This is a genomic window from Methyloversatilis sp. MC4-4, assembly GCF_049843555.1.
GTDB lineage: Bacteria > Pseudomonadota > Gammaproteobacteria > Burkholderiales > Rhodocyclaceae > Methyloversatilis > Methyloversatilis discipulorum_B.
Genome location: NZ_JBBHZK010000001.1, coordinates 578,940 through 591,178, shown reverse-complemented (window position 1 = coordinate 591,178; position 12,239 = coordinate 578,940). Strand labels below are relative to the sequence as shown.

The following is a 12,239-nucleotide window of genomic DNA, read 5'->3' as shown; positions in this document are numbered from 1 at the left end:
CACCTTCTGTCGTGTGGAAGAGAGTGGTGGTTCATCGCTGAACCGCGAGGTGCCCGCACAGGGTCGAACACCGGATTCGTTGTAAAGAATTATGGATGAGGTCTTTTCAATTAAGCTTCACTTATACTTATCACGGCAATAAGAAAGTCCGATACGAGGCCCTTGATCCATCAGATATAGTCTGCTTGCCTTGTATTACTTCATAAGGCCTGCAGAGGACGCGGGCCGAAAGCTCACATCAGAAAGGTAATCCGAATGTTTGACCCGAAACAGACCATCGCCCATTCCGACCCCGAACTGTGGGCCGCCATGGAAGCGGAGTACGCCCGTCAGGAACACCACATCGAGCTGATCGCGTCGGAAAACTACGCCAGCCCGGCGGTCATGGAAGCTCAGGGCTCCGTACTGACGAACAAGTACGCCGAAGGTTATCCGGGCAAGCGTTACTACGGTGGCTGTGAGCATGTTGACGTCGCGGAACAGCTGGCGATCGATCGCCTCAAGGCACTGTTCGGCGCCGAATACGCCAACGTGCAGCCGCATTCGGGTTCGCAGGCCAACGCCGGTGTCTATATGGCGATGCTGCAGCCGGGCGACACCATCCTCGGCATGTCGCTGGCGCATGGCGGTCACCTGACCCACGGTTCGTCGGTGAACTTCTCCGGCAAGATCTACAAGGGCGTGGCGTACGGCCTGGATCCGGAAACCGAAGCGATCGACTACGCACAGGTCGAAGCGCTGGCCAAGGAACACAAGCCGAAGATGATCGTGGCCGGTGCTTCCGCCTACGCCCTGCACATCGATTTCAAGCGCTTCCGCGAGATCGCTGATTCGGTCGGCGCCTACCTGCTGGTCGACATGGCCCACTACTCCGGCCTGGTCGCTGCCGGCCTGTACCCGAGCCCGATCGGCATCGCCGACTTCGTCACCTCGACCACGCACAAGACCCTGCGCGGCCCGCGCGGTGGCGTGATCATGGCCAAGGCGGAGTTCGAGAAGCCGCTGAACTCGATGATTTTCCCGGGTATCCAGGGCGGTCCGCTGATGCACGTGATCGCCGCCAAGGCTGTCGCCTTCAAGGAAGCCGCGACCCCGGAATTCAAGACTTACCAGCAACAGGTGCTGAAGAACGCCCAGGTGATGGCCGAAACGCTCGTCGAGCGTGGCGTGCGCATCGTTTCGGGCCGCACCCAGTCCCACCTGTTCCTCGTCGATCTGCGTGCCAAAAACATCACTGGCAAGGACGCAGAAGCAGCGCTGGGCCGTGCACACATCACGGTCAATAAGAATGCCATCCCGAACGACCCGCAAAAGCCGTTCGTGACCAGTGGCATTCGAATCGGCAGCCCTGCCATGACGACCCGCGGCTTTAAGGAAGCCGAGGCGAAGCAAGTTGCAAATCTGATCGTGGACGTGCTGGACGCACCGAACGACGACGCCGTGATCGCACGCGTGGTCGCCGACGTCACCAAGCTGTGCGACGCGTTCCCGGTCTACGGCCGCAACAAATAAAACAAGCGGTCAGCCACCCCGACACCTTTCAAAGCAATTACAGGAGTTTCGCCATGTCTCGAATCGCCGGTCGTAACCATCTTTACGTGCCTGGTCCCACCAACACGCCGGAGCGCATCCTGCGCGCCATGGTCGTGCCGCAGGAAGACCACCGCTCGCCCAAGTTCCCGGAACTGGCGCTGTCGGTGCTGGCCGATCTGAAGAAGGTGTTCAAGACGACCGAAGGCACCATCTTCACCTTCCCGGCATCCGGCACCGGCATGTGGGAAGCGGCGCTGACCAACACGCTGTCGCCGGGCGACAAGGTGCTGTGCTCGCGCTTCGGCCAGTTCAGCCACCTGTGGGCCGACATGGCGCAGCGTCTGGGCTTCGAAGTCCAGGTGCTCGACGTCGAGTGGGGCACCGGCGTGCCTTACGACCAGTACGAAGAGATCCTGCGCGCCGACAAGGAGCACAAGATCAAGGCCGTGCTGGCCTGCCAGAACGAGACCGCCACCGGCGTGTCGAGCGACATCGCCAAGGTGCGCAAGGCGATGAACAACGCCAACCACCCGGCGCTGCTGATGGTCGATACCGTGTCGTCGCTGGTGTCGATCGACTTCCGCATGGACGAGTGGGGCGTCGACTGCACGGTGTCCGGTTCGCAGAAGGGCTTCATGCTGCCGGCCGGCATGGGCATCCTGGGCATGAGCCCGAAGGCGCTGAAGGCGATGGAAACCGCGACCTCGCGTCGCTGCTACTTCGACATCGGCGACATGATGCGCAACAACGCCACCGGCTACTTCCCCTACACGCCGTCGATCCCAATGCTGTACGGCATGCGTGAAGCGCTGAACACCATTTTCGAGGAAGGCCTGGAGAACATCTTCGCCCGCCACGAATACCTGGCCAACGGTGTCCGCGCCGCGGTCCAGGAAGGCTGGAAGCTGAACCTGTGCGCCAAGGCGCCGGAGTGGTACTCGAACACCGTCAGCGCCATCCTGGTGCCGGAAGGTTTCGACGCCGCCAAGGTGATCAGCAACGCGTACAACAAGTACAACCTGTCGCTGGGCGCCGGCCTGTCGAAGGTTGCCGGCAAGGTGTTCCGCATCGGTCACCTCGGCGACCTGAACGCGCTGTCGCTGATGAGCGCGATCGCCGGTGCCGAAATGTCGATGCTGGACAACGGCATCAACGTCACCCCGGGTTCGGGCGTGGCGGCTGCCTCGACCTACTGGCGCACGAACGCTCCGCAGGCGAAGTAATATTGCGGCGGCCCGCTCCGGCGGGCCTGCGTGTCTGCTGCTCGGCCGGGTTCGCCCGGCCTTTTACATCCATAGAACAGAAGGAAGAGACATGTCGCACCACGTTGTGTTTCTCGACCGCTCCACGCTGAAGGCCAATGTCCGTCGTCCGTCCTTCGACCACACCTGGGCCGAGTACGACACCACCGCCCCGGACCAGATCGTCGAACGCCTGAAGGACGCCACCGTCGCCATCACCAACAAGGTGCCGCTGCGCGGCGACGTGCTGGCCCAGCTGCCGAACCTGAAGATGATCGGCGTGGCCGCCACCGGCTACGACGTGATCGACGTGCCGGCCTGCCGCGAGCGCGGCATCGTCGTGTCCAACATCCGCAACTACGCGGTGCACACCGTGCCGGAACACGCGTTCGCGCTGATCCTGGCCCTGCGCCGCAGCATCATCGCCTACCGCCAGGACGTCGAGCGCGGCCGCTGGCAGGAAGTGGACCAGTTCTGCTTCTTCGACCACCCGATCTACGACCTCTTCGACAGCACCATCGGCATTTTCGGTGAAGGCGTGCTCGGTCAGGGCACGGCCAAGATCGCCCGTGGCTTCGGCATGAAGGTGCTGTTCGCCGACCATCCGGGCCCGAAGGCGCCGGGCGTGGAATTCACGCCGGTGGAAGAAGTGCTGGCCCAGTCCGACATCATCTCTCTGCACTGCCCGCTGACGCCGGAAAGCCGCAACATGTTCAGCATGGAGCAGTTCAAGAAGATGAAGCGCAGCGCCATCCTGATCAACACCGCCCGCGGCGGGCTGGTGCACGAGGAAGACCTCGTCACCGCGCTGAAGGAAGGCATCATCGGCGGCGCCGGTTTCGACGTGCTGACCAAGGAACCGCCGAAGGAAGGCAACCCGCTGCTCGACCTGCGCCTGCCCAACTTCATCCTGACCCCGCATGTGGCCTGGGCCTCGGACGGCGCGATGCAGTTCCTGGCCGACCAGCTGATCGACAACGTCGAAGCCTACGTCAAGGGCAGCCCGGTCAACACCGTGACCTGATCAGAGTCCGCCGGCTGTGCGGCCGGCGGCCTACCCTCTTTCAGACCTCCGAGACATCACAATGAAAAAACTGCTTTACCAATTCGATACCGATGAACATCCGTCGGTGTTCGACAGCGTCGTGTGCCACGACGGCGGCGCGGACCACGTGATCGGTTACGGCGGCGTGCATCCGCACAACGTCGGCGCCATGGTCGACGGTGCGATCTTCACCCGCGCACCAAAGGACAAGAAGAACACCGCCATCTTCATCGGCGGCAGCAACATGGCCGAAGGCGAAACGCTGTTCAAGGCGGTCAAGAAGAAGTTCTTCTCGAACTTCCGCGTGTCGGTGATGCTCGACTCGAACGGCTCGAACACCACGGCAGCCGCCTGCGTCGCCTGGCTGGCGCACAGCGGTTCGCTGAAGGGCAAGAAGGCGGTCATCCTCGGCGGCACCGGCCCGGTCGGCACGCGCGCTGCCGTGATGCTGGCCAGCGAGGGCGCCACGGTGACGCTGGTGTCGCGCAAGATCGCCACCGCCGAAGAAGCCGCCAAGCAGCTCAAGGCCAACTTCAACCTCGACGTCGCGGTCGCCGAAGCGGCTGACAACGACGCGCGCGGCCGTGCCATCGAAGGCGCGAACGTGGTCATCGCGACCGGCGCGGGCGGCATCCAGCTGCTGGAAGAGCGCCACTGGAAGGACAACCCGACGCTCGAGATGATTGCCGACGCCAACGCGACGCCGCCGCTGGGCATCGAAGGCATCGACATGATGGACAAGGGCGTGGTCAAGCACGGCAAGATCGTGTTCGGCGCCATCGGCTTCGGCGCGCTGAAGATCGCGCTGCAGCGCGCATGCGTCGGCAAGCTGTTCGAAAGCAACGACATTTCGCTCGACGCGTCGGAAATCTACGCGATGGCGAAAACCATGGTGGGCTGAGCCATGACGATGATCAAGGACAAGCCGGTCACCACCTTCCTCGACGAGCTCGCCTCCAGCGCGCCGACCCCGGGCGGCGGCAGCGCCGCGGCCATCATGGGCGGCATGGGCGCGGCACTGGTCAGCATGGTGTGCAACCTGACCATCGGCAAGAAGGCTTATGTCGAAGTCGAAGGCGAAATGAAGGATCTGCTGGCCAAGGCGGAAGCCCTGCGCGCCCAGCTGACCGACTTCATCCGCGCCGACGTCGAAGCCTTCGACGGCCTGATGGCCGCCTACGGTCTGCCGAAGGACACCGACGAGCAGAAGGCCGCCCGTTCGGCCGCGATCCAGGACGGTCTGAAGAAGGCCACCGACGCGCCGCTGGCCTGCGCCCGCGCCTGCGCCGACGTGATCGCGCTGTCGCTGGTCGCCGCCGAGAAGGGCAACAAGAACGTCGTATCGGACGCCGGTGTGGCCGCTCTGGCCGCCGTCGCCGCGCTGCGTTCGGCTGCGCTGAACGTCGACATCAACGTGCCCAGCATCAAGGACGCCGATTTCGCCGCTTCGCGCCGTACCGAAACCGACGCCCTGCTGGCCAAGTGGGTGGCCGAGGCTGACCGTGTCGTCGAAGTTGTGAAGAGCAAGCTCTGACCCGCCTGCTCGGCATCTTCAGGGGCGCCTGCGGGCGCCCTTTTTTCGTTCAGTGGGGATGGGAGAACACAGTCCTCCATCAAGCATCGCTCTTAGGCAGCTTGGTGTCCAGAGGACCCGGAGCGATTCAGACGGCCTCGGAAACACTCGATAGCGGCAAAGGCAAAGGGTGAGATTGCCGAAAGCCAGCTAGGCGGCGGTCGCCTACGCACCGAAATGCTTGAAGCCGGCACATCAATTACGTCCTTCTCACTTGAAGAGGGACGCAAGAATCTGGGCCACGTTCTCCTGCTTAACGAACACGCCGTGAGCCCGGCGCGGAGCTTCCCCCGGAAGCCTCAGCAGCATGTCGCCCTGGCCAAGCAAGTTCTCCGCACCTTTCTCGTCGAGGATGATGTTCGACTCTGTGCCCTTTTGGACCGTTAACGCCACGCGGCCGGGTACGTTGCTACGAATCAAGCCGCTAAACGTCTCGGCATCGGGCCGCTGCGTTGCCAGCACTAAATGGATACCGGCCGCCCGCGCTTTCTGGGCTAGCCGGGAGATAAGCGGCTCAACGTTCTGGTCTTGCATGACCAAGTCCGCCATCTCTTCGATAAAGACCGCGATAGATGGCATTTTCTGTCCCTTCTTTCGGGCCTCCGAGATGTTCGCGACCCCCAGATGATTGAAGAGCGCGTAGCGGGCATCCATCTCAGCGACAAGCTCAGCCAGCATCTCGCGCGCAGGCGGTACCTCCGTGGCAATTTCGCCGCGGTAAAGGTTCGGCAGCTTCCCATAAGGCTTGAATTCAACCTGCTTCGGGTCGATGAGCGCTAGTTGCAGCGTGTCGGGCTTGTGCCGAAGCAGCAGCGACAGGAGGAAGGAGTGCAGACACACGCTCTTGCCGGAGCCCGTTGTGCCACCGACCAGCAAATGCGGCGCAGTCGCAAGGTCAAGGACGACGTCCTCCCCGGTGACCGACACACCTGCATATAGCAATAGTTGGTTTGTATCCTTCGAGGCGGTATGCGACCAATCGCGCAGACGCTCGATACCCACCGCCGTCCAAGACGAGCGAGGGCGTGGCAGGTCGATGAACACCGTTTTGGGCTCGTCCCCGTTTGAGACCGTAGCCGCCTCCTGACCCAGGTTCATGGCCAAGCCAAGCTGGGCAACGCTGCGATTGAGCTTGCCCAGATCGGCTAGGTTGACCAGTAGGACTCTGTACCGGGTCAGCCGCGGCCCCTGGATGACCTCCTTGACCTGCACCTTGATGCCAAGCTCGGCAAGCGCTTTGGTCAGTTGAGCAGATGCGTCGGCTGGAGCCACGGGCTCCTTTGCATCGCCTTGCTGGCTGGCGTCTTCATCGTCCGGTTGCTGGTCAGCAAAGTCCGGCATTTCTGAGCGACGCACGAGGGTTTCGATGAATCGGTCGTAGTCCCGGTCAGACGATGTCCAGTCACCCCATAGTGCTACGGCACCTCGATGCCAGTGCGCTCGGATCGCACCCCGAAGACTCTCCTGAGATGACACCTGCTCTGACCCCGTGGCGCGAGCGTGCGTGGCTAGAAGCCCTACCCATGCGCCGATGTTCTCCGGCGAGAAAAGAGATGTGGCAGGAATGTCCATGCCCTTGGAGTCGACTTGGCCGTCGGGGAGTCGCCCCATGGCTAGCGATCGGCCGATGGCCAATCGGGCAACCTGAGCCTTCGTCGCCAGCGCCAGATTGCGCTGCAGTTGCTCCGTATATTTATCTGCCTCGGCGCTGGTGCGGTACCGCAAGCTGAGAACTTGCGAAAGGTCGAGGTCGCTCATCGGTTGGCTCCGAAATACTTGTCGCGTCGGGCGGTCGTACGGCCGATGCCGTCGCCAACGTCTGAATGATCAAGTAAGTAGGTAACCGACACGTTGTCCTTGATGCGCTTAAAGAAGTCCATATCGATCTCTTTGTCCTGGGACAACAAGATGACTTGCCGGTTTGCGTCGCTTGTCCAGAACTGGAAGATATTGGCTCGATGCCGGCTGTCTAGCCGGCCCAGCGGGGTGTCGACCACCAGCGGCGCCTTAACACCAGACACCTGCGCCAACCCTGCGATGAGCGCTGTGGCGAATATTTGGTTCTCACCAGCGGAGCGGTCGAAGACAATGTCCTTACCGGTCTTACCCAGGATGCGAGTGGTGCCATCGTTGTCGATAACGATTTTCGCCACTTGGTCCTTGTGGGCCAGTTGCTTATATACCTTGGTCATCGCCGTCGCCAAGGCCTGCACCTTTAAGGGGAACAGCAACGGAACGACTTCATCGATGACGGCGCGTACACGTTCGGACTTGTTAAGCAGACTGCGTGTGGGGCTGGTGTCATCGAGGCGCTTCTTCTCCTGAAGGTAGCGCGACCTCGTATTGTTAACCGCGACCTCAAGGCTCGCCACCTCTCGGTCTTCGGAGCGAATGTGCGCCTCGAGAGCTTCAATTTCATCCGAGACGCGTTTAAGTTCCCCCTTCAGAGTGGCCATCGTCCCATCTCGGTCGATTCCTTCCACGCGAGAAATCTTGCGACCTAGCTCGTCAATCTGCTCTGTCAGGCTTCGCTGCTGGGACAGAAGGTCGTGAACATCTTGCTGCCCGACCGAAAGCGATCCGAGAAACGACAGTGTTCGCTGCCTCAACTCGTCATGCATGTAGCCGTGCACGACAGTCTCGGCACAGTTCTTGGGCGGCGGATGGAACAACGAGGCCCACGCCGTCTCAATCCGCATCTTGATGACGGCCAACTGCTCCGGCGTCAGTCCAGGCTTGAATTCCGGCGAAGTTGCGCCGAGGAAGGCCCACTCGAACTTGTCACGCTTTGGCTGCAGGGACCGACATTCAGCCTCCCACTCCGCCAGCGCAATCTCGCTTTCGAGCTGTGTTTTGAACTCCGTGAGAAGCGCACGCGGCATCAAGTGAAAGGGCAGTTTGTCGGCAAGGATGCGCTCCAACTGCTTTTGAACATCTCTTTGAGTGTTGCGCAGCCCTTCGCGCTCTTCAACTAGGTCCTTTACCGTAGCGATGTCGCCGCCACCACCGCCCGCAGCAGTGATGCGCTCGATGAACGATTCACGCTCACCTTTAAGCTGTGCGAAGCGCTCTGAGCTTTCAGAGGAGTCGCGCTGCAGCGCAGCCAAACGCGTCTCGTCAGCCGTGAGCGACTCCAACATGCGCTGGATGTTTTCTTCATCGACGCTGGACACAGTCGAGCGCTTGCCCGCCTCGAAATCCTTCAAGCGGTCGGCGAGTTGGCGCAGAAGTACGACTCCAAGCAGGCCTTCCAACCCTTGCTTGACTTGCTCGATGCGAGCTTGGTCGGCCAGCTTCTTGACCTCTTCGCCGTCGAAGAAGAAAAAGGGCGCAATATGAGCCGGCACGAAGTGGTCGTCCAGCATGTCCGAGAGAAGGAAGCCGTTTTTGCCGTCCTTCTTCGGGGTGTCCGGGACGTCACGAAATACCTCGCGGACGACAGCCTCCTCGTCGCGAGTCCATGAGCCAGTGACGCTTTTGAAGTACCAGCGTCGCCGGATGTCGATGGCCTTCGTCTTTGTCCGGTTGATGACGACGCGAACCGCCATCGAGTCCTGGCCGTCGCGCTTGGCCTCGCCGTTGAACGCTCGCTCAAGAAACGTCGGATAGCCCTTGATGTCATCGGTCTTCAGTCCGGCGCGCGCCAAGTGAATAATGGCATCTTTGCCGTAGAGGGCGAGGTAAAGCGCTTCAAGGATAGACGTCTTTCCGTAACCATTCATGCCACCGATGAGCACGATGTTTCGTCCATCGATCGGCTCGGGAAAGTCGAATTCAGCGTGGGGGTAGCTCTTGAAGTTCGTCAGCTCTATCTTGGAAATCCACAAGATGCGTCTCCCTCAATCCATTCTTCCGAGGATTTCCTCGAACCGCATGAAGATGCCATGAGCTCGCTCCTGATGCTGGCGCTCTCTTTGAAGAGCAACCAGCTCGGTAAGAACGTCGAGGGGAACCTTGTGCTTCTCGCAGACGGCTGAAAGCCGGGTGTTGGCGTCGGTGTCAGCCCACAGAGGCAAATCAGCTACGCTCGCTTCTTCTTGAATCATCTCAGACATTGGCAAGTCCCTCCTCCGTTTGCAAATCCTCCGCCCACAGCTTATGAATCAGGTCTACCTCGTCCCTGCTGATGAGCTGAGCCCCGAATTCCTCTTGCACCTGCAACAAACGCTCGAGAATCTCGCGGCGCGCATGAATGGTGAAAGGTCCAGGAATGTGCTTACCTGACACATCGAAGGTAAGCCGGCCGTTCCGTCGAATTGCGCTGCGGCGCGTCGGGTCGTTTCGGATGTCGACCAACCAATCGCGAAATGCAACCAAAGGCTTATATGCGTGCTGTCCGGAGTCGATGAAGCCTTGCAGGCTCTTGTCCTTCTCAACCACGGTGCATGTCCAGCAGCCGAAGCGGCTGTTTTTCGTTCCGCAGCCCGGTGCTTCTTCCTTGCTGAGAACCACCGGGCACTCGCCGCCCTCAGCGTCACGGTAGAGCTGGAACAGCTTGCGGTGCGTGCCGCCCCACGGCGCCGGGAAGGAGCCCAGAATCTCCCAGACGTCGTCCGTGGACAGGTCGACGATGGGCCGGTAAATGAGCGCACCCGCCACACTGGCATGCTCGTTGAGATTCGTGCCTCGGACGTTCTCGTACTTATTGATGGTCTGCATCCGGCGGATACTTTCCGAGCGACGAACGCCCAAGACCACAATGGCTGCGCCGAACTTGGAGACGTTCTCACGGATGTAGGAGCTCGTCGGCTGAATCTTGAGGCGATCCGTGCACCAGCGCATCTGCGAGTTTGGGCTTGGGTAGCCCTTGCCGATAAGCAGCACCCAGAAGGTCTTGTCTAGATCTGGTTTGGTGCGCGCGACGGTGATGGGCAGCTCGAGACTACCCACCGCGCCTTCTATAAGGCGCGAAACATCGTCCAAGTGAGCCATGACCAACGGGCTCTCCACCATGGTGTCGTTGGAGACGATGTGAACCTGGCGCGTCCGGCGCGAAGGCGGAATAGCCAAGAGCGCCTCGAACACGGCATGGGCGACCACTGTCGAGTCTTTGCCGCCCGAGAAGCCAACAATCCAAGGGTACTCTTGCGTTGTGGAAAGGTACTCCTCTTTCACATGGCAAACAATTTCCCGCCAGCGGTCTGCGACTGGGCGGCCGTCCTCAAGCTCAAATGACACGAATGGTTCCAAGTCGGCTTGGGATGACCGCCGTACGGCGGGCACAAGGGCTGCGCCCTCCCAAGAAACAAACGCGAGCTGTTGCCCGAACATATTTAAGTTTAAATAGATGCACCTTAAGGCGCAAGGTTGCCCGTGGCGCGAGCACGTCGGGCTACCCTCGACTTATAACATCTTCGTCTTACGAGTCCGTCCAGCGCATGCGTGCGCCTACTGCTGCGCCTGCATCTGCGCCTGCACCCGGTTCAGCCATTCGCGCATCGTCGCCAGCAGTTCGCCCTGACTGAACGAACAGCTCTCGCCCGAAAACAGCCGCGCCGATTCGAGCCGCATCAGCAGGCCGTCGAGCACTTCGCGCCATTTGGCCGGCAGCGTCGCGTCATCCACGCCATGGCGACGCCAGGTGGCAATCAGCGCATCCATGTCGATGCGCCCCGCTTCGAAATCGGCCAGCGAACGGCCCAGTGCTTCGTTCATCGCAATCCTTTCCCATGTCGGAACAAGCGTTCCCGCGGCCTGCCGCTTGCGCCGGTACCAAGGCATGCGCGTACAATCGCGACCCTGGTTGCGTTGCACCATGATCCTGAAAACCTCAGTTGACCGCTTGCTATGAAACTGAAAGCTCTGTCCTTCAAGGACATTCGTCAGTGTGCATCGCTTACCCTCCGGGTGAGACCGCTTCGACGTCGCGTGTACGGTTCGCGGGGCGCCCGGCTGCGTTACTCGTCCTTGCAGGGATCCATCCTGCCGCGTCCTCGCGCCTTGCCGTACACCCCGCGAACCGCACCCACCACGCCGATCAACTGAGGTTTTCAGGATATTTCGCCCGACCGCACGGTCGCGGCAGCCGGGAGTCCGCATGAGTCTGTACGCCCTCGACGGCAAGACACCTGTCGTCCATTCCAGCACCTGGATCGCGCCCAGCGCGAGCATCATCGGCGATGCCGAACTTAAGGCGGACACCAGCGTGTGGTTCGGTGCGGTCATCCGCGCCGATAACGACCACATCTCGATCGGCGAGCGCTCGAATGTACAGGATGGCGCGGTGCTGCACATCGACGACGGCGTGCCGCTGACCATAGGCACCGACGTGACCATCGGCCACCACGCGATGCTGCACGGCTGCACGGTCGGCGACGGCTCGCTGGTCGGCATTCACGCCGTCATCCTCAACCGCGTAGTGATCGGTCGCAACTGCCTGATCGGCGCCAATGCACTGATTCCGGAGGGTCGCGTCATTCCCGACCGCTCTCTGGTGCTCGGCTCGCCCGGCCGCGTGGTGCGCCAGCTCACCGACGAAGAGGTCGAGGGGCTGATGCGCAGCGCCGCCGGCTATGTCGACAAGTCGCGCCTGTACCGCGACAGTCTGCAGGCCGTCCCCAGAGACTGACGTACCCTTCAGCACGGCGCGCGGGCGGTCGTTATCCCGGTGAACCACCGACATCGGGAGACTGCAATGACCCAGCGCACCCACTTCTTCTTCACCGGCGCCCACGTGCTGCCGGCCGTCATGCTGGCTGCCAGCGGCGAAACCACCGTGATGGCGGTGCTGACCTATCTTGCGCTGCTCGGCGTCGCACTGCTGTCGGCGATGGGCGAAGAGCACGCCCGCGTGCCGGTGCGCATCAAGGCCGACGAAGAGCGGGACATCCACCGTCGCCGCTGAAAT

At 61.4% G+C, this 12,239-nt stretch carries 12 protein-coding genes; 7 read left to right on the top strand and 5 right to left on the bottom strand.

The genetic code is table 11. From position 1 onward, the window contains the following. Window positions 1-255 precede the first annotated feature (255 nt). The 5 genes from glyA (at window position 256) to fchA (ending at window position 5,353) form a co-directional block, all read left to right on the top strand. Window positions 256-1,512 carry a serine hydroxymethyltransferase gene (gene glyA, locus WDZ97_RS02750; RefSeq protein ID WP_019917755.1) on the top strand — a complete coding sequence of 419 codons (1,257 nt, stop codon included), beginning with the start codon at window positions 256-258 and terminating at the stop codon, window positions 1,510-1,512. A gap of 53 nt (window positions 1,513-1,565) precedes the next feature. Continuing rightward, complete coding sequence (locus WDZ97_RS02745) at window positions 1,566-2,756, top strand: aminotransferase class V-fold PLP-dependent enzyme (RefSeq protein ID WP_043363897.1); 1,191 nt, start codon at window positions 1,566-1,568, stop codon at window positions 2,754-2,756. Between the two features lie 91 nt (window positions 2,757-2,847). Further along, on the top strand, window positions 2,848-3,798 hold the full coding sequence (locus tag WDZ97_RS02740; RefSeq protein ID WP_304004992.1) for a D-2-hydroxyacid dehydrogenase: 951 nt from the start codon (window positions 2,848-2,850) through the stop codon (window positions 3,796-3,798). 61 nt (window positions 3,799-3,859) lie between these two features. Then, window positions 3,860-4,720: an NADP-dependent methylenetetrahydromethanopterin/methylenetetrahydrofolate dehydrogenase gene (locus tag WDZ97_RS02735; RefSeq protein WP_020165108.1), complete on the top strand. Its 861-nt coding sequence runs from the start codon at window positions 3,860-3,862 to the stop codon at window positions 4,718-4,720. A gap of 3 nt (window positions 4,721-4,723) precedes the next feature. Then, complete coding sequence (fchA, locus tag WDZ97_RS02730) at window positions 4,724-5,353, top strand: methenyltetrahydrofolate cyclohydrolase (RefSeq protein WP_425761721.1); 630 nt, start codon at window positions 4,724-4,726, stop codon at window positions 5,351-5,353. Between the two features lie 249 nt (window positions 5,354-5,602). Here the strand turns inward: fchA and WDZ97_RS02725 are convergent, their stop codons facing one another. The 5 genes from WDZ97_RS02725 to WDZ97_RS02705 all read right to left on the bottom strand — a co-directional run bounded on the left by WDZ97_RS02725 (window position 5,603) and on the right by WDZ97_RS02705 (window position 11,047). Next, entirely contained in the window at window positions 5,603-7,150 is a 1,548-nt protein-coding gene (locus WDZ97_RS02725) for a DNA translocase FtsK (protein ID WP_425761720.1), read from the bottom strand. Next, entirely contained in the window at window positions 7,147-9,219 is a 2,073-nt protein-coding gene (gene dndD, locus WDZ97_RS02720) for a DNA sulfur modification protein DndD (protein ID WP_425761719.1), read from the bottom strand. The genes WDZ97_RS02725 and dndD overlap by 4 nt, the downstream gene beginning before the upstream one ends. 12 nt (window positions 9,220-9,231) lie before the next feature. Further along, entirely contained in the window at window positions 9,232-9,447 is a 216-nt protein-coding gene (locus WDZ97_RS02715; RefSeq protein ID WP_425761718.1) for a DNA modification system-associated small protein, read from the bottom strand. Next, on the bottom strand, window positions 9,440-10,570 hold the full coding sequence (gene dndC, locus WDZ97_RS02710) for a DNA phosphorothioation system sulfurtransferase DndC (protein ID WP_425761717.1): 1,131 nt from the start codon (window positions 10,568-10,570) through the stop codon (window positions 9,440-9,442). The genes WDZ97_RS02715 and dndC overlap by 8 nt, the downstream gene beginning before the upstream one ends. A gap of 210 nt (window positions 10,571-10,780) precedes the next feature. After that, window positions 10,781-11,047 (bottom strand): hypothetical protein, encoded by a 267-nt coding sequence (locus WDZ97_RS02705; protein WP_425761716.1) that lies wholly within the window; start codon window positions 11,045-11,047, stop codon window positions 10,781-10,783. A gap of 382 nt (window positions 11,048-11,429) precedes the next feature. On the opposite strand from WDZ97_RS02705, the gene WDZ97_RS02700 reads away from it, so the two are divergent. After that, window positions 11,430-11,960 carry a gamma carbonic anhydrase family protein gene (locus tag WDZ97_RS02700; RefSeq protein WP_020165110.1) on the top strand — a complete coding sequence of 177 codons (531 nt, stop codon included), beginning with the start codon at window positions 11,430-11,432 and terminating at the stop codon, window positions 11,958-11,960. A gap of 66 nt (window positions 11,961-12,026) precedes the next feature. Beyond that, the gene (locus tag WDZ97_RS02695) at window positions 12,027-12,236 is read left to right on the top strand and encodes a hypothetical protein (protein ID WP_304004985.1); all 210 of its coding nucleotides are present in this window, start codon (window positions 12,027-12,029) and stop codon (window positions 12,234-12,236) included. Window positions 12,237-12,239: the final 3 nt, after the last annotated feature.